This window comes from Rhizobium sp. PL01 (assembly GCF_033447125.1).
GTDB lineage: Bacteria > Pseudomonadota > Alphaproteobacteria > Rhizobiales > Rhizobiaceae > Pararhizobium.
In genome coordinates, this window is the sequence record NZ_JAWQUM010000011.1 from 201,975 (window position 1) to 223,341 (window position 21,367).

General features: G+C 58.5%; 20 protein-coding genes. 14 read left to right on the forward strand and 6 right to left on the reverse strand.

The features are described 5' to 3' along the window. The first annotated feature begins 169 nt into the window (after positions 1-169). The 9 genes from R6X40_RS24430 to R6X40_RS24470 all read left to right on the forward strand — a co-directional run bounded on the left by R6X40_RS24430 (position 170) and on the right by R6X40_RS24470 (position 7,943). Positions 170-976 carry a transporter substrate-binding domain-containing protein gene (locus R6X40_RS24430; protein WP_318416903.1) on the forward strand — a complete coding sequence of 269 codons (807 nt, stop codon included), beginning with the start codon at positions 170-172 and terminating at the stop codon, positions 974-976. A 68-nt stretch (positions 977-1,044) separates the two neighbouring features. After that, positions 1,045-1,710, forward strand: a complete 666-nt coding sequence (locus R6X40_RS24435) for an amino acid ABC transporter permease (protein ID WP_318416905.1) — start codon at positions 1,045-1,047, stop codon at positions 1,708-1,710. Positions 1,711-1,722: 12 nt separating this feature from the next. Further along, the gene (locus R6X40_RS24440) at positions 1,723-2,376 is read left to right on the forward strand and encodes an amino acid ABC transporter permease (protein ID WP_318416908.1); all 654 of its coding nucleotides are present in this window, start codon (positions 1,723-1,725) and stop codon (positions 2,374-2,376) included. Beyond that, positions 2,369-3,091: an amino acid ABC transporter ATP-binding protein gene (locus R6X40_RS24445; RefSeq protein ID WP_318416910.1), complete on the forward strand. Its 723-nt coding sequence runs from the start codon at positions 2,369-2,371 to the stop codon at positions 3,089-3,091. Before R6X40_RS24440 ends, R6X40_RS24445 begins: the two co-directional genes overlap by 8 nt. Beyond that, positions 3,091-4,332: an FAD-binding oxidoreductase gene (locus R6X40_RS24450; protein WP_318416912.1), complete on the forward strand. Its 1,242-nt coding sequence runs from the start codon at positions 3,091-3,093 to the stop codon at positions 4,330-4,332. The genes R6X40_RS24445 and R6X40_RS24450 overlap by 1 nt, the downstream gene beginning before the upstream one ends. Before the next feature lie 15 nt (positions 4,333-4,347). Beyond that, positions 4,348-5,349: a 4-hydroxyproline epimerase gene (locus R6X40_RS24455; RefSeq protein ID WP_318416914.1), complete on the forward strand. Its 1,002-nt coding sequence runs from the start codon at positions 4,348-4,350 to the stop codon at positions 5,347-5,349. Positions 5,350-5,357: 8 nt separating this feature from the next. Further along, on the forward strand, positions 5,358-7,061 hold the full coding sequence (locus R6X40_RS24460; protein ID WP_318416916.1) for an aconitase X: 1,704 nt from the start codon (positions 5,358-5,360) through the stop codon (positions 7,059-7,061). A 220-nt stretch (positions 7,062-7,281) separates the two neighbouring features. Further along, positions 7,282-7,548: an AbrB/MazE/SpoVT family DNA-binding domain-containing protein gene (locus R6X40_RS24465; protein ID WP_318416918.1), complete on the forward strand. Its 267-nt coding sequence runs from the start codon at positions 7,282-7,284 to the stop codon at positions 7,546-7,548. After that, a complete protein-coding gene (locus R6X40_RS24470) occupies positions 7,545-7,943 on the forward strand; it encodes a type II toxin-antitoxin system VapC family toxin (RefSeq protein ID WP_318416920.1) in 399 nt (132 codons plus the stop codon). Before R6X40_RS24465 ends, R6X40_RS24470 begins: the two co-directional genes overlap by 4 nt. A gap of 28 nt (positions 7,944-7,971) precedes the next feature. On the opposite strand, the gene R6X40_RS24475 is transcribed toward R6X40_RS24470, so the two are convergent. The 4 genes from R6X40_RS24475 to R6X40_RS24490 all read right to left on the reverse strand — a co-directional run bounded on the left by R6X40_RS24475 (position 7,972) and on the right by R6X40_RS24490 (position 12,389). Continuing rightward, positions 7,972-8,853 carry an aldose 1-epimerase gene (locus tag R6X40_RS24475; RefSeq protein WP_318416921.1) on the reverse strand — a complete coding sequence of 294 codons (882 nt, stop codon included), beginning with the start codon at positions 8,851-8,853 and terminating at the stop codon, positions 7,972-7,974. Between the two features lie 7 nt (positions 8,854-8,860). Continuing rightward, entirely contained in the window at positions 8,861-9,811 is a 951-nt protein-coding gene (gene araH, locus R6X40_RS24480) for an L-arabinose ABC transporter permease AraH (RefSeq protein WP_318416923.1), read from the reverse strand. Beyond that, complete coding sequence (gene araG, locus R6X40_RS24485) at positions 9,808-11,340, reverse strand: L-arabinose ABC transporter ATP-binding protein AraG (RefSeq protein ID WP_318416924.1); 1,533 nt, start codon at positions 11,338-11,340, stop codon at positions 9,808-9,810. The genes araH and araG overlap by 4 nt, the downstream gene beginning before the upstream one ends. Positions 11,341-11,405: 65 nt before the next feature. Then, positions 11,406-12,389 carry an arabinose ABC transporter substrate-binding protein gene (locus tag R6X40_RS24490; protein WP_318416926.1) on the reverse strand — a complete coding sequence of 328 codons (984 nt, stop codon included), beginning with the start codon at positions 12,387-12,389 and terminating at the stop codon, positions 11,406-11,408. A 204-nt stretch (positions 12,390-12,593) separates the two neighbouring features. Between R6X40_RS24490 and R6X40_RS24495 the strand changes: the two genes are divergently transcribed. The 3 genes from R6X40_RS24495 (at position 12,594) to R6X40_RS24505 (ending at position 15,395) form a co-directional block, all read left to right on the forward strand. Next, a complete protein-coding gene (locus tag R6X40_RS24495) occupies positions 12,594-13,370 on the forward strand; it encodes a FadR/GntR family transcriptional regulator (protein ID WP_318416928.1) in 777 nt (258 codons plus the stop codon). Positions 13,371-13,448: 78 nt separating this feature from the next. Then, the gene (gene dgoD / locus R6X40_RS24500) at positions 13,449-14,597 is read left to right on the forward strand and encodes a galactonate dehydratase (RefSeq protein ID WP_318416930.1); all 1,149 of its coding nucleotides are present in this window, start codon (positions 13,449-13,451) and stop codon (positions 14,595-14,597) included. Positions 14,598-14,615: 18 nt separating this feature from the next. Beyond that, positions 14,616-15,395: an SDR family oxidoreductase gene (locus R6X40_RS24505; protein WP_318416932.1), complete on the forward strand. Its 780-nt coding sequence runs from the start codon at positions 14,616-14,618 to the stop codon at positions 15,393-15,395. A 129-nt stretch (positions 15,396-15,524) separates the two neighbouring features. Here R6X40_RS24505 and R6X40_RS24510 read toward each other — a convergent pair whose 3' ends face one another. Both R6X40_RS24510 and R6X40_RS24515 read right to left on the reverse strand, forming a co-directional pair. After that, the gene (locus tag R6X40_RS24510; RefSeq protein WP_318416934.1) at positions 15,525-16,007 is read right to left on the reverse strand and encodes a hypothetical protein; all 483 of its coding nucleotides are present in this window, start codon (positions 16,005-16,007) and stop codon (positions 15,525-15,527) included. Continuing rightward, a complete protein-coding gene (locus R6X40_RS24515) occupies positions 16,000-16,821 on the reverse strand; it encodes a response regulator transcription factor (RefSeq protein ID WP_318416935.1) in 822 nt (273 codons plus the stop codon). Before R6X40_RS24515 ends, R6X40_RS24510 begins: the two co-directional genes overlap by 8 nt. 792 nt (positions 16,822-17,613) lie before the next feature. Between R6X40_RS24515 and R6X40_RS24520 the strand changes: the two genes are divergently transcribed. Both R6X40_RS24520 and R6X40_RS24525 read left to right on the forward strand, forming a co-directional pair. Then, positions 17,614-19,245, forward strand: a complete 1,632-nt coding sequence (locus R6X40_RS24520) for a hypothetical protein (protein WP_318416937.1) — start codon at positions 17,614-17,616, stop codon at positions 19,243-19,245. Between the two features lie 129 nt (positions 19,246-19,374). After that, positions 19,375-21,363: a hypothetical protein gene (locus R6X40_RS24525; RefSeq protein WP_318416939.1), complete on the forward strand. Its 1,989-nt coding sequence runs from the start codon at positions 19,375-19,377 to the stop codon at positions 21,361-21,363. Positions 21,364-21,367: the final 4 nt, after the last annotated feature.

Here is a 21,367-nt window from a genome sequence, read left to right on the forward strand (position 1 = left end):
GTGCGGCGAGACTGGGCTCCCCTTGGCGTTTATTGCGCGGAAATTGGAAAATACGCATTTTTGCGTACTTTTTGTATACGTCTTGTATTTTGTGATTGATTTGCGGACTGGGAATCGAAATAGTGCCTCAGCCGCAGATCGGCACATCAATCTAGGGAGAGAGATTAAGATGAAATTTTCGGTCCTCGCGTTCAGCCTCTTGGCCGCAACCGCTCTGACCAGCCAGGCTCACGCCGACAAGCTGGACGATATTATCGCCTCGGGAACACTGCGTTGCGCCGTTGTGCTGGATTTTCCGCCGATGGGCGCGCGTGACGAAAGCAACAACGCCATCGGCTTCGATGTCGACTATTGCAACGATCTGGCCAAGGCTCTCGGCGTCACCGCCGAAATCGTCGAAACCCCATTCCCTGAGCGTATTCCTGCGCTGATGTCGGGCCGCGTTGATGTCGGTGTTGCCTCGACCTCCGACACGCTCGAGCGTGCCAAGACTGTCGGCATGACGATCCCTTACTTCGCCTTTGAAATGGCCGTGACAGCCAACGAGAAATCGGGCGTCAAGTCATTTGAAGACATGAAGGGCAAGGTCGTCGGCGCCACTGCCGGCACTTACGAAGCCATTGCGCTGGAAGAACAGGTCAAGGCCTGGGGCACTGGCGAATTCCGCCCGTACCAGACGCAGGCGGACGTGTTCCTGGCACTCAGCCAAGGTCAGCTCGATGCGACTGTGTCCACCTCGACCGTGGCACAGGCCAACGTCAAGACCGGCAAGTTCCCCGGCATCTCAGTCGTCGGCAAGGCACCGCTCGACATCGACTATGTCGCGCTGTTCACCAACCGCGAGGAATACGGCCTCATCAACTTCCTCAACCTCTTCATCAACCAGCAGGTTCGCACCGGCCGTTATGCTGAGCTCTATGAGAAGTGGGTCGGCGGCGAGGCACCGAACCTTTCGGTCAACGGCGTCTATCGCTAATCAAATCGTTTCGCTGGCGGCGCGGGAAATACCCGCGCCGCTGTCCTTCTTCAGGAGATGAAACGGCGATGTTGAATTACACATTTCACTGGAACCAGGCCTTACAGGCGCTGCCGCAGATGCTCGACGGCGCTGTGGTCACGCTGCAGATCGCGCTTCTGTCCATGGTCCTCGGGCTGGCGCTTGCCCTGACCCTGATGGCATTCCGCATGTCCGGCAGTCGTATCCTCAGCGGGTTTGCGACCACTTGGGTGGAAATCGCGCGCAATACGCCCGCTTTGTTTCAGATCTACATGGCGCATTTCGGGCTCGGCAATTTCGGCATCCATCTCAGCCCCTATACGGCGCTTCTGATCGGGATTGCCTTCAACAATGCAGGCTATCTGGCGGAAAACTTCCGCGGTGCGCTGAAAGCCATTCCCGACACCCAGGCGCGCGCCGGGCGTTCGCTTGGCATGACACCGATCCAGGCTTTCCGGCTGATCGTCCTGCCGCAGATGCTGCGTGTTGCCTTCCTGCCGGCCACCAACCAGATGGTCTGGGCCATCCTGATGACGTCGCTCGGCGTAACGGTTGGCATGAACACCGATCTTGCAGGCATCACTCAGGAACTCAATGCACGATCGTTCCGCACCTTTGAATTCTTCGCCCTTGCTGCAGTGATCTACTACATCATCGCGAAACTCGTGACGCTGGCCGCCCGTCTGGTTGCCGCGCGCATGTTCAGATATTGAGAGAGGTGAGAAATGTTTGATACCGCCCTCTCCTGGAGTGACCTTGCCTTTCTGGCGCAGGGCGCAGCGATGACCCTTGCGGTCACTGCTGTGTCTGTAACGGCCGGAACCGTGCTTGGCATTCTCTTCGGTGTTCTTCGTGTTCAGCTTGGCGCCATCTGGTCCGCCCCGCTGACATTCGTGCTGGACATCTTCCGTTCAGTGCCGCTGTTGATCCAGCTCGTGCTTGGCAATGCACTTCAAGCCATCGCCAAACTTGGCTGGGCACCTTTCACCACATCCTGCGTCGTGCTGTCGCTCTATACGGCAGCCTATTGCTCGGAAATCGTCCGCGGCGGCATCGGTGCCGTTCCAGCGACGACACGCCGCGCGGCCCGCTCGCTCGGCATGACCTGGTGGCAGGACATGCGATACATCGTAGCACCGCTCGCGACCCGCGTTTCGCTTCCTGCGTGGATCGGCCTGACGCTCGGCGTCATGAAGGATTCAGCACTGGTGCTCTGGCTAGGCCTGATCGAGCTTCTGCGTGCCTCGCAAATCCTCGTCACCCGCCTGCAGGAGCCGCTGTTCATCCTTCTGATCTGCGGCGTAATCTACTTCGTCATCAGCTTCCCCATCGCCCGGTTTGGCGGGTATCTCGAAAGACGGTGGTCCCCCAATGATTGAAATTAAAGACGTTCGCAAATCCTTCAGCACGCTGGAGGTTTTGAAGGGGATCAACCTCACCGTGAACAAGGGTGAGGTGGTCACCATTATCGGCGGTTCCGGATCGGGCAAGTCGACGCTGTTGACCTGCATTAACGGGCTCGAGCCGATCAATGCGGGTCAGATCACCATCGATGGCACGGTCGTCCATGCCAAGGATACCGATCTCAACAAGCTGCGGCGCAAGGTCGGCATCGTCTTCCAGCAATGGAACGCTTTCCCGCATCTGACGGTCCTGGAAAACGTCATGCTGGCACCGCGCAAGGTGCTGGGCCTTGCGAAGGAAAAAGCCGAGGAGATCGCAGTCAGGCAGTTGACCCATGTCGGCTTGGCCGAAAAGCTGTCGGTCTATCCGAACCGCATGTCGGGCGGCCAGCAACAGCGCATGGCAATTGCCAGGGCACTGGCAATGTCGCCGGAATATATGCTGTTCGACGAAGTCACCTCGGCGCTTGATCCGATGCTGGTCGGCGAAGTGCTCGACACGCTGAAAATGCTCGCGGAAGAGGGCATGACGATGATTTGCGTCACCCATGAAATGGCGTTTGCCCGCGACGTGTCCGATCGAGTCGCTTTCTTCCATCATGGGGTAATGACCGAAATCGGCACGCCGGATCAGCTCTTCGGCGCGCCGCAACATCCCGATACTCAGGCGTTTCTCGCGAGCGTTCGCTAATGGCGCATCCGGACGTCATTGTCATCGGTGCCGGCGTCGTCGGGCTGTCCGTGGCGATCGCTGCCCAGGCCCGGGGGATGACGGTTACCGTGCTGGACCGCGAAGGCCCGGCAGCTGGCGCATCCGCCGGCAATGCCGGGGCGTTCGCGTTCACGGATATCCTGCCGCTTGCCTCGCCGGGAATTCTGAAAAAGGCACCGAAATGGCTGCTCGACCCACTCGGGCCGCTGTCGGTTCCGCCTGCCTACGCGTTCAAGATCGCCCCTTGGATGTTCCGCTTCTGGCGCGCCTGCTCGCCCGATCAGGTTGCAAGGTCCACGACCGTGCAGACCGCGTTGATGGACCTTTCCAAAACCGAGCTTGAGCCGTTCCTGCAGCAGACGGGTACGTTGCCCATGCTGCGCAAGGATGGAAATCTGCAGGTTTACGAAAGCCAAGCGGAGCTGAATGCCTCGCTACCCGGATGGAAGGTCCGCGAAGCGCACGGCATCGAATTCCACCATGTCGATGCCTCCCGTATGGCCGATATCCAGCCGGGGCTCGACCCACGGTTCACCCATGGCACCTTCACGCCTGGCTGGTTCTCGATTGCCGACCCAAAACTCTACACGCTCGCACTGGCGGATTATTTTCGCAGCCAGGGTGGCCTGTTGGAGCGCACCAACGTCACCGCGCTGCGGCCGGTCGAGGGGGGAGTCGAGGTTCTGAGCGAGGGCGGCGAAACTCGTCACGGGCTGCAGGTCGTGCTATCGGCCGGCGCCTTTTCCCACCGCATCGCTCGCAGCCTCGATGAGCGCATTCCGCTGGAAACCGAGCGCGGCTACAACACGACGCTACCGGCCGATGCGTTCGACGTGCGAACACAGATTACCTTCGGCGGTCATGGCTTTGTCGTCACACGCCTGTCGACGGGCATCCGCGTTGGCGGCGCCGTGGAGCTTGGCGGACTGGACTTGCCGCCGAATTTCCGCCGCTCCGAGGCCATGTTGAAGAAAGCCAAGAACTTTCTTCCCGGGCTGAAGACCGAAGGCGGCACGCAATGGTTCGGCTTCCGTCCTTCGCTGCCCGACAGTCTTCCGGCCATCGGCCGCTCCAGGGCAACGCCGCGGGTCATCCACGCCTTCGGGCACGGTCATCTCGGCTTGACACAATCGGCCGGAACGGCCCGGTTGGTCGTTGATCTCTTGACTGATAAAACACCGCCGATCGACATTGCATCCCTTTCGCCTCAACGCTTCTGACAAAGGTCTTTCACCATGGCCACCTACACCTTCTCCTGCCTTGACGGGCACACCTGCGGCAACCCGGTCCGCCTCGTTTCCGGCGGTGGGCCGCGCCTTGAGGGCGCCAACATGCTGGAGAAGCGGGCCCATTTCCTGCGGGAATTCGACTGGATCCGGACAGGCCTGATGTTCGAGCCGCGCGGCCATGACATGATGTCTGGCTCGATCCTCTATCCGCCGACCCGCGCCGACTGCGACGTCGCGGTTCTCTTCATCGAGACCTCCGGCTGCCTGCCGATGTGCGGCCACGGCACAATCGGCACTATCACCATGGCGATTGAAAACGGCCTGATCATGCCGCGCGAGCCCGGCAAGCTGTCGATCGACGCGCCGGCCGGCAAGGTTGATATCACCTATCGCCAGGAAGGCCGCTTCGTCGAGGAAGTCCGGCTCACCAACGTACCCGGTTTTCTCTATGCCGAAGGCCTGACGGCAGAGGTCGAGGGATTGGGCGAGATCGTGGTCGATGTCGCCTATGGCGGCAATTTTTACGCCATTGTCGAACCGCAGAAGAATTTCCGCGATATGGCTGATCACACGGCAGGCGAGCTCATCGGCTGGAGCCCCAAGCTGCGGGCTGCGCTGAACGAGAAATACGAGTTCTTTCACCCTGAGCATCCCGAGATCCGGGGCCTCAGCCACATCCAGTGGACCGGCAAGCCAAACGACGCCACCGCGCATGCCCGCAACGCCGTGTTCTACGGCGACAAGGCCATCGATCGATCGCCTTGCGGCACCGGAACCTCGGCACGCATGGCGCAGCTCGCGGCCAAGGGTAAGCTGGCCGTCGGTGATGAATTCATCCACGAGTCGATCATCGGTTCGCTGTTTAAGGGCCGGGTTGAAGCGGCCACCAAGGTTGCCGGGCGCGACGCGATCATCCCCTCGATCGCCGGCTGGGCGCGTATGACCGGAATCAACACGATTTTCATCGACGACCGCGATCCCTTCGCCCACGGTTTCGTCGTCAAGTGAGTGATCCGATGCAAGCTTCCAGCATCCTTGGCGGCAACGCCGAAGGCCCGATCATCACATCGGCCGAGCCCTTGAGTTTTTGGGGTGGAGTTTCGCCTGAGACGGGAGGGATAATTGATGTGCATCACCCCCTCCATGGGGTCTGTCTGACCGGCGGCATCCTGATGATGCCGTCGAGCCGGGGGTCCTGCACAGGCTCTGGTGTACTTCTTGATCTTATCCTGACCGGCCGCGCCCCCGCAGCGCTGGTGTTCAGCGAAGCCGAGGATGTGCTCACGCTGGGCGCACTGATCGCCGCAGAAATGTTCGGCAAGCCGCTTCCTGTCCTTCGCCTTGCGCCGGAGAGTTTTGCTGCACTGTCACGCGCAAAGACTGCGCGGATCACTGCGACCTCGATCGAGGCGGGCGGTCTATCGATCCCCGTGACGCCGCCACGCATCACGACACTCGATCTGACCAATACCGATCGTGCAATGCTGGACGGCGAGCAGGGCCAAGCGATCCAGCAGGCGATGCGGATCATCTGCGCCATGGCCGCCCAGCAGGGCGCAAACTGTCTGATCGACGTGACGCAGGGGCATATCGACGGCTGCATTTATGCCAGTCCGGCCAACCTTGTTTTTGCAGAGCGCATGGCTGAGATGGGCGCACAAGTTCGCGTGCCAACCACCATGAACGCGATCTCGGTCGATCGTGCCAACTGGCAGGCGCAAGGTGTTCCGAACTCGTTTGGTGATCCGGCCGCAAGGCTCGCCGACGCCTATGTCCGCATGGGCTGCCGTCCGACCTTCACCTGTTCCCCCTATCTTCTGGCCAGCGCGCCGCAGGCGGGCCAAGCGATCGCGTGGGCGGAATCCAACGCCGTTATTTTCGCCAACACCGTGCTCGGCGCCCGTACGCCAAAACACCCCGATTTCCTCGACCTCTGCATCGCCATGACCGGACGCGCGCCGCTTTCCGGGGTCTACCTGGATGAACATCGCCAAGCCCGGTGCATCGTCGATATCGAATTGCCAGACAATGTCGATGACGCCTTCTGGCCGCTGATTGGCTATCTCGCCGGTCATGCTGCGCCCGATCGCATCCCTTTGCTGCGGGGTCTCGCGTCAGCGCGCCCCTCGAGAGATGACCTCAAGGCGCTGTGTGCCGCCTTCGGCACCACGTCCGCTGTACCGATGCTGCACGTCGAGGGCGTCACGCCGGAAGCCGACGGCGCAGCAACCGCTGGCGCGGAACGAAAAACAATCACCCGCGCCGACATGACGGATGCATGGACGCGGCTGAACTCGGGACCGGAGCAGGTTGAACTCGTGGCCATCGGCAGCCCGCATGCCTCGCTGAGCGAATGCCGGGCACTGGCAACAGCGCTCGCCGGCCGCAGCCGTCACCCTGATGTTGCTGTTATCGTGACGGCAGGTCATCAGGTGATCACCGAGGCGCGCGCTGATGGCACGCTGGAGAACCTTGAACAAAGCGGTGTGCAAATCGTGCCCGATCTCTGCTGGTGTTCGATCAGCGAGCCGGTTTTCCCGACACGCACCCGCACGCTCATCACCAACTCCGGCAAGTACGCCCATTACGGCCCCGGCCTCAGCAATCGGGTGGTCCGCTTTGGCAGCTTGGCTGATTGCGTCGAGGCTGCCCTGAACGGCCGCGTCCCGGCCCGACTTCCCGCCTGGCTTTCATGGTCAGCGGATAGAACACGCCTCTAGTAAAGTGGGAACATATACCGCCAATATGCGGAAATAGTTGGGCGTACTGACATCCGCGTCCGGCTTTCACTATCGGCGTTTCGAGGCGTATTATCGACACGAACCTCGACACGCGTCAGAGTATTCCAGTTCCAGGCTACTCTGACCATTGCCGGTGCAGGCGGACGCGTTGAATGTAATGCAACTTTGCATTACATTAATGCACGGAAAGGAAACGCCCATGACCACACTCACTGTAACGACACGCGGGCAGGTAACGTTTCGCAAGGAAGTATTGCAGCATCTGGGTATCCGGCCTGGCGAAAAAATAGAACTGAACCTGTTGCCGGATGGCAAAGCGGAATTGGTCGCTGTTCGGCCGAAAGGGTCGTTCCGGGACCTCCATGGCTTCCTCAAAGGTAAGACGAATGGCAGGGTTCTCAGTATTGAGGAGTTAAACGACGCCATTGCTGACGCCGGCGCGGCGGCCGGAGCCAACAAAACATGAAGGTGACTGCAGACACCAATGTGCTGTTGCGTGCTTATGTTGCCGATGATGTCGCGCAAGCAAGGGCTGCGGTTGACCTTCTGGCCAATGCCGAAACCGTTGCTGTGAGCCTGCAATCCGTGTGTGAATTTGTATGGGTCTTGGTTCGCCAGTATCAGACTGCCCGGGAAGATGTTTCAGCGGCGATCAGCGCTCTGCTAAACACTGAAAATGTCGTCGTTAATCGACCCGCCGTCGATGCGGGGCTGGCAGTTCTGGATGCCGGCGGTGATTTTGCAGATGGTATTATTGCCTTTGAAGGAAGTTGGCTTGGTGGCGAGACTTTCGTGTCGTTCGACAAGAAGGCTGTTAGGCTGCTGTCTGCATTAGGACAGCCCAGCCGCCTTCTGTCCTGATAAGCTCCACACCTCGACCGCTAAATCCTCAAACTGGCAACGCAACCGGACGCAGAACCATGCAAACGGAGAGGCTATGTCCGTGCTCCAGCGTCACCAAGCCTGCACTTGGCGGCATGTTATGGGCATTTGGCAGATGCGTCATAGGCTCGAAGCAGAAGAAGTCAGTCCCAGCATCGGGCGAATAGATCATGAAACAGTCGAACGGCCCGACGGCTGTCAGCCTGAGACCAAGGCCATGTTCGGGCCACTCCATCCACGCTGTTGCATCCCAGCCGTCATAAGCATTGTTGATCCAGTGCGGGGGAAGAGTTTTCGTAACTGTAAAATCCAAGTATTCGGGGATGTCTGTGGGAGCATCCGGCAAGTGGCCGCTGCGCTCGGTCCAAAATCGCCATGCCTCTGCCTTCAACCGGGTTTGTGGTGCGCGCGGGAAGAAGGGATGGAATCCCAGGCCGTACGGCAGCGGCTTGTGGGCAGTGTTGGTAACAGTTAGCGCCAGTGTCAAAGCGTCATCCTCAAGCCGCACAGTCTGGATGACGTCGTAAGCATAGGGGCTTGATGCATTTTCTCGATGGACATAGCGCAACACCGTTTCGCTATTGCTTTGCGACACGATTTCCCATTCTGCAAGCCAACCGTCGCCGTGCAGACAAGAAGGGTCGGCTGTATTGGGCTGCAGCGAAAATCGCTTGCCGCCAAAATCGAAGGCATTCGCCTCGATCCTGTTGCCATACGGAACCAGCGGGAAGCTCGCCTCTGCTCCAAACTTGCGAGATGCGATGCCAGCCGTCGGCGTGGGTTTCAGAAAGGGTATGCCGCGAAAGCTTGCGGAGATAAGCGAGCCGCCGAAGCGGCTCACGTCTACCGAGAGATCGCCATTCCGCAGATACAGAATGTCCTGTGTCATATCCAGCTTACCCGCGCCGGCCGACAGCCACGGAACGCAAGTTATCAAGCAGAACCGCAAGTAGCAGGATCAATCCGCGTACGACATACTGATAAAAAGCCTGAATATTCAGGAGGTTCATGACATTTTCGGCAATGCCCATGATCAGGACGCCGACAACGACGCCGGCCATGGCGGCGCGGCCGCCAGCCAACGAGACACCGCCGAGAACACAGGCTGAAATGACCGAGAGTTCAAGACCCGTCGCCGCATTCGGCTGACCGGAAGTGATCCGGGAGGCCAGCAATACGCCTGCAACGCCACAGACCAGCCCTTGCAACATGAAGATCCAGATGCGCATGCGGGAGACATTAACCCCGGCCAGCCGTGAAGCCTCCGGATTGCCGCCGATCGCCAGCGTATTCTTGCCAAAAACAGTGCGGTTCAGCAAAAATCCGAAGGCAAGGAACAGCGCGCCCATGACCCAGATCGGCGTCGGCACGCCGAGGAATTTTGACAGCGCCAGCTGGTAGAAGCCGGGATCGTTGATACCGACCGCCCGGCCGTCAGACGCGATTAGTGCCAGTCCACGAACGATCTGCATGGTCGCCAGTGTGGTGATCAACGCATTGATGCGGAAACGGGCAATCACGACGCCGTTGACCAGTCCGACGAAGCCGCCGCAAACCAGCGCCGCCAGCAGGCCGAGAACGATCGATCCGGTGGCATTCGATGCCATGACGGCGACCATGCCGGAAAATGCGACTGTCGAGCCAACAGAAAGATCGAAGTCACGGGAAGCAAGGCAAAACATCATGGTGCAGGCGACGATGCCGATGGTCACCACCGACTGCAGCAGGCCGAGCATGTTGCGCTCTGTCAGAAAGTTTGGAACCGTCAGCGAGACGATTGCGAAGGCGAGCGCAAAGATGACGACCAGTCCCTGTTCGCCAAGAAGGAGTTTTTTCAAGGATGTCATCGGCTCTGTACCTGTTGAGTGGGGAGGTCGTTGGCATTCGAAACGTCGGGGAGGCCGGCGGCAAGGATCCGCCGCTCGTCATAATCGGAGCGTTCGATCTCGGCGGCAATGCGGCCTTCGCACATGACGACGATCCGGTCGGTAATGCCCATGACCTCCGGCAGTTCGCTGGAGATGACGATGATGGCCATGCCTTGGGCGGCGAGTTCATAGAGGATGTCGTAGATTTCCGATTTGGCACCGACGTCGATGCCGCGCGTCGGTTCGTCGATCAGCAACACCTTGACGCCCTGTTCGGAAAGCCAGCGGCCGAGGATCACCTTCTGCTGGTTGCCGCCGGACAGGTTGATGATGTCCTGCTTGCGGGACGGCGTGCGCACGCGCAGCTTAGCGATGAAAGTCTCGGCCAGCCCGCCTTCCTTCTTCGGATTGAGGATACCGAAGGGAGAAAAGTGCCGGCGCGAGGAAACCGTCATGTTTTCCTCGATGGACCGGCCCTGAATGATGCCGTCCAGCTTGCGATCTTCCGGACACAAAACGACGCCGGCACGAATCGAGTGCGCCGGGCTATCGGCTGTGACCAGTGTTCCGTCGACCGTGACCGTGCCCTGTAACCGCGCATCGGCGCCATAGAGGAGCCGCGCCATTTCGCTGCGCCCAGCCCCGATTAACCCGAAGAAGCCGAGAATCTCGCCTTTTCGCACCTTGAAATTGATGGGCTGGGGGAGCTTGGGACCGGCGAGATCATCGACCTGCAGCCGTGTGACACCCAACGGGCGGCCCCGCCAGCCCCAGATATTGGCGATTTCACGGCCGACCATCTCGGCGATGATCTGATCGCGCGTGGCCTTTGAAATATCCGGATGATGTGCTGCAAGCTTGCCGTCGCGCAGCACGGTCAGGCTGTCGCAGAGACGAAAAATTTCATCAAGACGATGCGAAACATAGAGAATGACGGTGCCGTTTGCACGCAACCGGTCGATTAGCGAAAACAGAATTTCGCTTTCGCGAGAAGACAATGAGGACGTTGGCTCATCCAGCGCAATAACGCGCGCATCGACCATCACCGCCTTGGCGATCTCGACCATCTGGCGTTCGCCGATGGAGAGGGAGGCAACCTTCGCCGTCGGATCAACATCGATCCCCATGTCGGCGAGTTTTTCCGCCACGACACCGATCAGCTTGCGCCTGTCGAGCACGCCGGCCCTGGCCGGGAAACGGCCGAGCCAGAGGTTCTCGGCAACCGTCAGTTCGGCGACCAGCTGCAGCTCCTGGTGAATGACGATCACACCGGCTTGAAAAGCGTCGCGCACGGACTTGTACTGCTGCTGTTCGCCGCCGATACGGATTTCGCCGGCATCGGCGGCCTGATCGCCAGACAGGACGCGGATCAGGGTGGATTTTCCGGCTCCGTTTTCGCCCATAAGGCCATGAACGGCACCCTTGCGGACGGAAAAGGAAACGTCCGACAGAGCCTGAACGCCGGGATATCCCTTGGATATGGATTTGAATTCAAGAAAATCTTGCATAGGCGCGCTCCGTATCGAGGCGCCCGGCGGTTGTCACCGCCGGGCATTTTTCGTCTACGCGACGATTATTCGATACCAAGTTCCTTGCGTACAGCTTCATAGTTGTCGCGCAGCGCGACCTGACCTGCCGTCAGGATCAGCTTTTCCGGCTCTTTGCCGTTGGCGATCCAGTCGTACATGTTTAGGGCCGTCTCGTAACCGTGGCGCTTCGGCGAGATGATGATCGTGCCAAAGAATCCGGTTGCCGTTGGCTTCTTGAACTCGTTGATCGCCGAATCCGCACCACCGATGCCGACGCCGATCATGCTATCGGCCGGAATTCCGACCGTCTCGGTGGCGCGCACGGCACCGAGGACAGCTTCGTCATTAAGGCCAACCGCGATCCATTTCTTGATATTGGCGTTCTTGTTGAGAACGACCGTCGATGCGTTGAGCGCAGCTTCCGTATCGGTTTTAGCCTGCGGCGCATCGAATATGTTGGCTTGCGGGAAGCCGTTGGCCTTCAGCACCGAGAGAGCACCTTCGATACGGTCGACCGCTGTTGGAAGCTGATCGTAGGAAACGCGGATCGCGCCGACTTCGCTCATGTTCCAGCCGCGCTTCTTGATCTCGTCGACGATGGACTGGCCGACGGCTTCGCCGATCTTGGTGGCGGAAATGCCCATATGCGGCACGTCTTCGATCGGGCTACCATCGGCGTTGACCAGACGGTCATCGACCGTCATCAACTTGAGGTCGTTGGCCGCAGCCTTGGCGATGATGCCGGGGCCGAGTTTGACGTCGGGCGTGCAGATAATGAAGCCCTGCGCGCCCTGTGCGCCGAGATTGTCGATCGCCGATTGAACCTTTTCGCCGTCTTCGGCGCCGATCTTGACGAGCGTGAAGCCTTTTTCCTTGGCGGCGACTTCCGCGAACTTCCATTCATCCTGGAACCACGGCTCTTCAGCCTGCTTGACGATGAAGCCGATTTTCACATCGGCGGCAAAAGCCGACGTGGCAGCGACAACTGCGACGGTGCCAGCCAGGATGGCTGCTTTAAAAAAGCGCATGGTCTCTCTCCCTAGTTCAAACTGCTCCCTGCAGTGCCTATTTATGTATGACGAAACATCATACTGGTCAATTGTCATTGTATGATGATTGAAATATCTATGTATGATATTGATAATGAGCGTGACGGATCGTTCGCAGCGGTCGCCATGGAATTCAAACTGCGATATGCATCGCCAGAGGCTCATTGAGCATGCGGCGACGGGATGGAGATGCCGGTGGAAGGACAACAGGAACGATCAGCGGAAGACGCCGGCGACAAATCCGTTCGGCGGCCGCGCGTCCAGAAGAACGTGACACGGGCTATCGCCGCCGATATCTGCGCCGATGTATTTTCGGCGGGCGATTTCCTTCCAACGGAAAACGACCTGTGTGAACGCTACGGTGTCAGCCGCACAGTCATCCGTGAATCGCTGAAGATCCTTGAATCGAAGGGTTTGGTTCGCGGACGGTCGCGGGTTGGCACTGTTGTTTGCCGCAAGGACGAATGGAACATTCTCGACCAGCAGGTGCTGGAATGGATTGGCCCCAGGATTTTCGAATTCGATCTCCTGAACTGCATCCTGGAAGCGCGCCGAGCGATCGAGCCTGCCGCGGCCGAACTGGCTGCCGAACGAGCGACAGTGCAGGAGATCGCCGATGTCGAACGCGCCTGGCATGAGATGCGCGATGCCGACGGCGATATCGAGCGCTTTACCAAAGCGGACGTCGCCTTCCATACCAGCCTCCTGAAGGCCAGCCACAATCAGGTGTTTCTGCAATTGGCCAGCATTATTCAGGTGGCACTGGAGTTCTCGCTGCATGCTTCCAACGAAGTGGTCGACAAGCGCGACGAAGCCCTGGATGTACACCGGCAATTGGTGGAAGCGCTGCGCATGCGCGACACGGCGGCGGCGCGGAACTGCTCTCTCCAGCTGCTGTCTCTAGCTGCGCGCGATCTTGCCGTTGCCGTTAAAAGACACGTGCCGCAGCCATCCTCCTAATTGTCCGCCTCAAGGGCGCCTTAGCGACCTCGAGACGATATTGGACCTACTTTTTCCTTCGACACAGGACCTTCGCTGATGAAGATCACCAAACTGACTACCTATATCGTTCCGCCGCGCTGGCTGTTTCTCAAGGTCGAAACAGACGAGGGCATTGTCGGCTGGGGTGAGCCGGTGGTGGAAGGACGGGCGCTGACGGTGCAGGCCGCTGTCCACGAACTGGAAGATTACCTGATCGGCAAGGATCCGTTCCTGATCGAGGATCACTGGAACATCATGTATCGCGGCGGCTTCTATCGCGGCGGTGCAGTGCACATGAGCGCGATTTCCGGCATCGATCAGGCGCTCTGGGATATCAAGGGCAAGGCACTTGGTCAGCCGATCCATTCGCTGCTCGGCGGACAGGTGCGCGACAAGATCAAGGTCTATTCCTGGATCGGTGGTGACCGGCCGGCCGACGTTGCCAACAATGCCAGGGACGTGGTTGCCCGCGGTTTCAAGGCGATCAAGCTGAATGGCTGCGAAGAGATGCAGATCGTCGACAGCTACGACAAGGTCGAAAAAGCCGTCCAGACCATTGCGACCATTCGTGAGGCGGTCGGTCCTTACATCGGCATCGGCGTCGATTTCCACGGCCGCGTCCACAAGCCGATGGCTAAGGTTCTGGCCAAGGAGCTTGATCCCTACAAGCTGATGTTCATCGAAGAACCGGTTCTGTCGGAAAACAAGGAAGCCCTGCGCGATATCGTCAATCATACCTCGACGCCGATTGCGCTCGGTGAGCGGCTCTACTCGCGCTGGGATTTCAAGCAAGTGCTGTCCGACGGTTTTGTCGATATCATCCAGCCGGATCTCTCCCACGCCGGCGGCATTACCGAATGCCGCAAGATCGCGGCGATGGCGGAAGCTTATGACGTGGCGCTGGCGCCACACTGCCCGCTTGGCCCCATCGCCCTTGCCGCCTGCCTGCAGATCGACGCCGTCAGTTACAACGCTTTCATCCAGGAGCAGAGCCTCGGCATTCATTACAACAAGAGCAACGATATCCTCGACTACATCTCCAACAAGGACGTCTTCCAGTATGCCGATGGTTTCGTCTCGATCCCGCAGGGACCGGGTCTCGGCATCGAGGTGGACGAGGCCTATGTCATCGAGCGCGCCAAGGAAGGTCATCGCTGGCGCAACCCGATCTGGCGCCATGAAGACGGCAGCTTTGCCGAGTGGTGATGTAAGGGGAGTAGGACGATGACGGATCGGCTCAAGGGCAAACGGATCATGATCACTGGCGCGGCGCAAGGCATCGGCCTTGCAATCGCGCGGGCCTGCGTCAAGGAAGGCGCGAGCCTGTTTCTCGTCGACCTCGATGCCGGCTTGCTGGAGACGGAAGCAAAGGCGTTGCAGGCCGGCGGCGGCGCCATCGATTACGCTGTTGCCAGTATCGCCGATACGGCTGCAATTTCCGCGGCCGTCGAACGTGCCGCAACCGGGATTGGCCCGATCAATGCCCTGATCAACAATGCCGGTGTCAATGTTTTCTACGAGCCGCTGGAAACCAGCGACGCGGAATGGCAGCGCTGCTTCGACATCAATCTGAAGGGCGCGTGGAACTGCTCCAAGGCCGTGCTTCCGGGCATGATCGGGCAGGGCGGCGGCGTGATCCTCAACATCGCCTCGACCCATGCCTTTACCATCATCCCGCACACGTTCCCTTACCCGGTCGCCAAGCATGCGCTCCTGGGCATGACCAAGTCTCTCGGTATCGAATATGCGCCGAAGGGCGTGCGGGTCAACGCGCTGGCGCCGGGCTATGTGTTGACGCAGAAGGCGACCGAATACTGGAACAGTTTCCCCGATCCGGTGGCAGCCGAAGCCGCAACAATGAAACTGCACCCTGGTGGCCGCATCGCCACATCAGATGAAATCGCGCTGGCAGCTCTGTTCATGATCTCCGACGAATGCCCGTTCATGAACGCCACCTGCCTGACCATTGACGGCGGCCTGAGCGTCCTGCACCATCCCGTCTAACCGGCGGTAGTGCGTCTAAATTTCAGCTGAATGAGTGACGACCCTGAGCAGAAGCGTTATCGGGCCGGGCATCGACCTGCGCGATCCCGTGAGAGGATGACAGCCGCTGGCTATTCAGTCCCTTGCCACCTATTTCGGAAATCCGTATTTTTCCGTAATGCTCCAGAAGCACTGATTTATCTCGATCAGTGATTTTATGCTCTTTTTGATTTTATCCATCTCCCGATCGTCGAGCTCTTCGATTTTACCGTACTTTATGTCGTCCTTACCCTCGAAAATTCGCATTGACTGCGTAAGTCCCCGCCCACTGTCGGGGTCAAACGAATAGATACAATGGTTGTACTTGTTTCGGAGTTTTGCCTCTTCAGACAAGCGGCCGGTTGCCTTGAGTATCTCGCCTCGGCAACCGGCTGGAGTTTTTTGCATCTTTGCCAGGCGCTCCACGAGATCAATCCGCGCACGCGGCGTGTTCAGCGTGAGGAAAATGACAATGGCGGTCTCCTTGTCGGACAAGGCAAGCCCAGCGATCATATGAATCAGGAGGCTTTCGGTATTTGTCCACGTATAATTCAGTTGCCCCAAGAGCAGCAGGATGTCTTGGAACTTACGCATCGCCGCCCGGCACCGAATTGCCGCTCGAACGGAGGTGGCCGTCTGACGAATTATTACGGGCGTCCTTTTCCTTCTGCTCGAAATAAAACGCGACAGCCTCTGTCCGGTTATGGACACCGAGCTTGGTAATGATGTTGTGGATGTGGATTTTTACCGTGTGTTCCGACAGAGAAAATGTCGCTGCGATGATCTTGTTTGGATTGCCCAACGCCATTCTCGCCAAAATCTCATTTTCGCGTTTCGTCAATTGATCCATTGTTTTACCCTGGATTTCTTGCTCAACGTTGGGTCTTATGGCGGGGCCAGGGCGGGTCCTGTTTCCGTCCCGCGATATGGCGTATGGGTCATGAGCCGCCGTGGTGGGAAAATATGTCCCGCCCCTGATGATAATTCTCAACATCGAGAGCAAGACGTCAAGGCTAACGTTCAGGGGCAGAACGCCCCGAACAAGCCGGGCATCTATCGCAGGAAGCCATTCAGTCACTCCGCTCAGGTCACCATCGGTGACGATGACGAATGTGGCCGACGGGTGTCGTGCGAGTACGTCTGACGCGCAACTGCTCAGCTCATATGCAAGCGGCATGTCAACCAGCAGGAGCCGTAGAGGGGCTTCGAAATCAACCAACACGGACTGCATGTTGGCGGCGTATTTTACGCTCAAACAGGGAAATTCCCGCTCGATAGCAGCCGTTGTTGCTGCGGAGATGATATCCGGGGGACCGACGAACAACAGTGTCCGCAGATAGGGAATGGCCTTTAAAGACGCCACCCTATCGATGCCGACATCTGGTCGATGAGCCGCTGTATGCGTCATTTAGGATGTCCCCCAACGATTATCGCGGAGTGCGCTGAACCACCTCCGCTTGTTATTTAGGAAAATCTAATCCAAAGGAGCCGGGTTTGAAATAGATCGAAGGAGCTACGCTAGCGCGCTCTGGCCGATCAGAGTGGGAACAAAAGAGGTCATAATCGTGAAAACTAGCCCGGTGTAGCAATTCGAGGCATCAAAGTGCGTGCCAGCTACATTCTAAGTGGTAGCCAGGGATGCTGCCTATCTTACTACACGGCTCTTTTAAAATTGGCCACCGAGCAACGATCACCTGGAGGCAACCCCAATCCGCGATATCGATGGCCCGGACAGTGGCTTCAAAGCCTCGCTTAGCCACACCTTGCCAATCCACCTTTTGAAAGGGAACAGGCGCCCGCCCTTCAAAAGCCGTCGCTCCGGCCATGATCGATTGGGCTAAATCAGGCGGTACAGTCAGCGCGTCTCGCATATCCATCGCGAAGCGCAATTCAAAGCGGCTAGCTCTAAGTAGCGGCTTACCTTCCCCTACCAATGAGCACAGTCTTGTAGAGCGGTTTGGGTTCCCAGGCCGCTCGGGGACGCGTCTGGTTTGCACACCATGCCGGTAGGCGTCCTCTCACCAACATTTTCGGGAGGAGAGTTCAATCAATCCATCACCAAGAAGCAGCATCGAGCGGTCTTGCAATGCACGTCCGCTTTTCGACCAAGAGATCAACGTCAACATCTGCGAGGCCAAGGCCGTATAAAAGATGAATAGCGGTCAAACTGTCGCGGATCCTAGAAACGAAGGACACGACAATGTCGGACAAGTTCAGGAATAATCATGATCTGAAATTCTACGACGACCCGGAACAAGAACAACAGCAGGATCAAAACCAGGACCAGGACCAGGATCAAAGCAGCGAACAAGATCAAAGCCAGAGCAGTCAGTCAGAAAACTCCAACCTGAATGACAACGCCAATTCCAACACCAGCGATAATCTCAACGAAAACGTCAACACCACGACCGTTGACGTCGGTGTAACCGTCGATGTTGGGTTGGAGGGCTACCTGCCAACCGATAATGACTTCGCCGACATTGATGTCAGCGGTGGAAGCTCGATCGATGGAATGTTCAACATCCAGTTTAACGACGTTCTCAATGACGCCATGGGTGGCGATGGCAACGTCGCAAATGTCATCAACCAAGTCGCCAACTTGCAGGACAACGATAGTCTGGACAATGCCCAGGTCAGCAACGACGGCAGTTTTGCGCTGAACAACAACGCCAATGGCGGAACAGCATCAGCCTCTGAAGGTATCAGTGGTGGCGGTTCCGGAGGCAATGGCGGTAGCCATGCAAATGCCGACGGCGGCAGCGGTGCAAGCGGTGGTGGCTCCATAGGTGGCTTCGGGTTCGCCGGCGCAGGCACCGGCGGTCTTGCCGCCAGCCTTGCAGCGGGCGGTATCAGTGAAGGCGGCAGCGCCAGCGGTGGCTCTGGCGCCAGTGGTGCCGCTGCAAGCGGCAGCGCCGACGGCGGCAACGGTGATGGCGGCCGCGGCGGGAACGGAGCCGAAGGCCTTGGCGTCGGCTTGGGCCTCGGCCTTGGGCTTGGTGCAGGGCTGGCCTTTGCCGGTGACGGCAGCAACGGGGGCGACAACACAGCCGGTAACGGAGCTGACGGCGGAGACAGCGGCAATGCCAACGGCGGCGCAGCCTCAGACGCCGGCGACGGTGGTGACGCCACTGGCGGCGCAGCGAATACCGGAATTGGCGCCGTTCTTGGCCTGATAAATCCTGTCAGCGTTGACAGTGATGGCGGTGGTGACAACACCGGTGGCGCTGGTGCCGGGAACACCGGCGGAGCCGGTGGGGATACGGCAGGCGGCACTGGCGGCACAGGTGGCGCTGCGACAGATGCCGGTGACGGCGGCAGTGGCGGCGACGCATCTGGCTCCGGCACAGGCACCGGCACAGGCGACGGAAGCGGCACGGGCACCGGTGGCTACGGTGGCGACGGCGCAGCCGGCACTGGCGGCGAAGCGATGAGTGGCAGTGCCACGAGCGGCGACGCTTATGGCGGCTGGGCTCAAGCCGGCGGTGGAGACGGGGGCGCTGCCTTGAGTGGTGCTTGGGCCGATGGCATTGGCGGTGACGGTTACGGCGGCTGGTCCTATGGCGGGGCCGGCGGCGCTGGCGGCGACGGCGGCATGGCCATGACTGGCGACGGTGGTGCTGGCGACGGCGGATCGTGGGGCTCTGACAATGGTGACGACGGCTTTGTCACCGGAACGAGTGCGGCCCACGCTGACGCCGTCATCGACACCAGCGCCTTCAACCAGGAAATCGTCATGGGTGCAAACCTTCAGCAAAACGCGGTCGATATGACCGTGGTCGGAGGCGACCTGACGAGTTCCGTGGTTGGAGAAGATACCCACGACGGCTCCTAACCCCGAACAGACTTCGATCCGTTGTGAAACACACAATCTGGGCTGCGCAGGGCTTCTGCGCAGCTTACCCATCCCGCCACATCGTTCATCGTTGGCGGTTGTACTGGCCAAGAGGTTTGTGTCGTGTCGATGTTTGACAAAATCACAGAAGAGATCGCGCACTTCATTGGCGTCTTCCATATCAGCATCGAAGACGCTCGAGTGAGGGAGGCCTATCAGGAATTCTCGTTCAATTCTCCCCAGTCAGATTTAAATACTCCGCCTGTTCCTGAAACAGGTTTCGCAGCGCCGTTTCAACTTCTAGATTATGACCCGGACCTCAATTACCGGTCTCCTTGGCCCGAACTTCGGCACCTTTTCCCGCGGACGCCGGAATTCAGGACCATTCCTCACCCCCAAAACGGTGAAGAAACCATCCCCCGCAATGTAAGCTCCCTTTGGCCGCAGGAGGGGATACATGTCACCTCTCATGGCGCCATCCGCTTCATTCAGCCGGAGCTTGAACCACCCGGATCGGTCGTCAACTACATCAATCAGGCCATCGGCCTTTCTGATGACGATGACTTCGGAGTTGGCGGGCACAGCCTTGTCTTTTCACCAGGGCACATCGACAATTCCAAATTGCTCGAAGGTGCGCAATTGGCCGCATCACTGTCACCCATTGCCGCTCTGGTTCAGCCAGGTTCGAGCAGCGAGATCATCGCCGTCGTCAAGGCTACAATGAGTGACGTTGGAGTCCCTGAGCCCCGGACGAATGACGCGACGCAAGTTTTCTCACATGCAGAGACCATCGAAGGTGTGTACGTCAACGGCCAACAGGTCATCGACACACCCAAGCTTCAAGATCACCATTCCTGGGATGACGGTGAAAAAACCGAAGACGGCCCAAGCTCGAATGTTTCGATCATGGAAGATGGATCCATCTCCATTGAGGTGGCAGTCAAGCTGGAGGCCGGCGGAAACACGCTGGTCAACGACGCAGTCCTGAAGAGTTTGTGGACCGGAGGGACAGTGACCGCAGTTGCCGGCGATCATGTTGAGTCAAATGTCATTACCCAGATCAACGCGCTGTGGGATATAGACACAATCACCTCCGCGTTTGGGAACTCGGCGACCGTTGACGCCAACGAACTGTTCAATATCGCAACGTTCGAACGGATCGATGCTTCCGATCCCCCTGACACTGGCTCTGTAGATGCGGGAATCTATCCAAAATTCTGGTCAATAACGCAGATCGACGGCGATCTGATGATTGTGAACTGGCTCAAGCAATTCACCTTCATGAGCGACAATGACGTCGGTGTCCTGTCCTCGTCCGGCGCCACGACGAGCGTCGTCAGCGGCAACAATCTCGGTATCAACCACACATCCATCTTCAATCTGGGTTTCTCCTACGACCTCGTTTTGGTCGGAGGATCGGTTTACGATGCAAACATCATTCAGCAAATGAACGTCCTGTTCGATAACGACACCCTGTGGGGTGCGCCCGGGTTTCAGACGACGGGACAGGGTACTCTCTCGTCCTCCGACAATCTGCTGTGGAATCAGGCGCATATTCTAAATATCGGCAATGCTGACAGGTTTGATACGCTCCCGCAGGCATACCTGGAGACCACCAATTCTCTTGCGAATGGAGGCAAGGATTTTTCGCATGACATATTGTCCGATGATGCATTCGCGGGCCTTTCCGGACTGCGTGTTCTCTACATCACCGGCGATCTGCTGAAACTCCAATCCATACAACAGGTCAACATCCTCGGCGACAGTGATCAGATCGCACTGGCGATGAATGCGATAACGCCCCATCTTGATGCGGAGTGGACGATCACAACAGGCTCGAATGCACTCGTGAACAATGCCGTCATTATCGACCTCGATTCCTTCGGAAAGACATATGTCGGCGGGGAGCAATATTCTCAGGAAACGCTCTATCAAGCCGAATTGATATCGCATCAGCCCGATTTTGGTGTTCCCAACCCAGATATGCTTGTCAACGAGGCTGTGCTTTTCCTCGACGATTCCATGCTAGATGCGCCTAATGCGGCGTCCGAACATTACATTGCAGCAGAATACGATGCGCACCCGGGTGACGGTGTGAACAGCGTGCTCGGACATTAGGGGG

What these genes read in the sequence shown, in the direction of transcription:
- araH (WP_318416923.1), bottom strand. Translation starts at nt 9,811, where the DNA reads ATGACATCCTTGAAAAAACTCCTTCTTGGCGAACAGGGACTGGTCGTC.
- dgoD (WP_318416930.1), top strand. Translation starts at nt 13,449, where the DNA reads ATGAAGATCACCAAACTGACTACCTATATCGTTCCGCCGCGCTGGCTG.
- R6X40_RS24495 (WP_318416928.1), top strand. Translation starts at nt 12,594, where the DNA reads ATGGAGATGCCGGTGGAAGGACAACAGGAACGATCAGCGGAAGACGCC.
- R6X40_RS24510 (WP_318416934.1), bottom strand. Translation starts at nt 16,007, where the DNA reads ATGCGTAAGTTCCAAGACATCCTGCTGCTCTTGGGGCAACTGAATTAT.
- R6X40_RS24490 (WP_318416926.1), bottom strand. Translation starts at nt 12,389, where the DNA reads ATGCGCTTTTTTAAAGCAGCCATCCTGGCTGGCACCGTCGCAGTTGTC.
- R6X40_RS24430 (WP_318416903.1), top strand. Translation starts at nt 170, where the DNA reads ATGAAATTTTCGGTCCTCGCGTTCAGCCTCTTGGCCGCAACCGCTCTG.
- R6X40_RS24435 (WP_318416905.1), top strand. Translation starts at nt 1,045, where the DNA reads ATGTTGAATTACACATTTCACTGGAACCAGGCCTTACAGGCGCTGCCG.
- R6X40_RS24525 (WP_318416939.1), top strand. Translation starts at nt 19,375, where the DNA reads ATGTTTGACAAAATCACAGAAGAGATCGCGCACTTCATTGGCGTCTTC.
- R6X40_RS24505 (WP_318416932.1), top strand. Translation starts at nt 14,616, where the DNA reads ATGACGGATCGGCTCAAGGGCAAACGGATCATGATCACTGGCGCGGCG.
- R6X40_RS24475 (WP_318416921.1), bottom strand. Translation starts at nt 8,853, where the DNA reads ATGACACAGGACATTCTGTATCTGCGGAATGGCGATCTCTCGGTAGAC.
- araG (WP_318416924.1), bottom strand. Translation starts at nt 11,340, where the DNA reads ATGCAAGATTTTCTTGAATTCAAATCCATATCCAAGGGATATCCCGGC.
- R6X40_RS24465 (WP_318416918.1), top strand. Translation starts at nt 7,282, where the DNA reads ATGACCACACTCACTGTAACGACACGCGGGCAGGTAACGTTTCGCAAG.
- R6X40_RS24470 (WP_318416920.1), top strand. Translation starts at nt 7,545, where the DNA reads ATGAAGGTGACTGCAGACACCAATGTGCTGTTGCGTGCTTATGTTGCC.
- R6X40_RS24445 (WP_318416910.1), top strand. Translation starts at nt 2,369, where the DNA reads ATGATTGAAATTAAAGACGTTCGCAAATCCTTCAGCACGCTGGAGGTT.
- R6X40_RS24450 (WP_318416912.1), top strand. Translation starts at nt 3,091, where the DNA reads ATGGCGCATCCGGACGTCATTGTCATCGGTGCCGGCGTCGTCGGGCTG.
- R6X40_RS24515 (WP_318416935.1), bottom strand. Translation starts at nt 16,821, where the DNA reads ATGACGCATACAGCGGCTCATCGACCAGATGTCGGCATCGATAGGGTG.
- R6X40_RS24460 (WP_318416916.1), top strand. Translation starts at nt 5,358, where the DNA reads ATGCAAGCTTCCAGCATCCTTGGCGGCAACGCCGAAGGCCCGATCATC.
- R6X40_RS24455 (WP_318416914.1), top strand. Translation starts at nt 4,348, where the DNA reads ATGGCCACCTACACCTTCTCCTGCCTTGACGGGCACACCTGCGGCAAC.
- R6X40_RS24520 (WP_318416937.1), top strand. Translation starts at nt 17,614, where the DNA reads ATGTCGGACAAGTTCAGGAATAATCATGATCTGAAATTCTACGACGAC.
- R6X40_RS24440 (WP_318416908.1), top strand. Translation starts at nt 1,723, where the DNA reads ATGTTTGATACCGCCCTCTCCTGGAGTGACCTTGCCTTTCTGGCGCAG.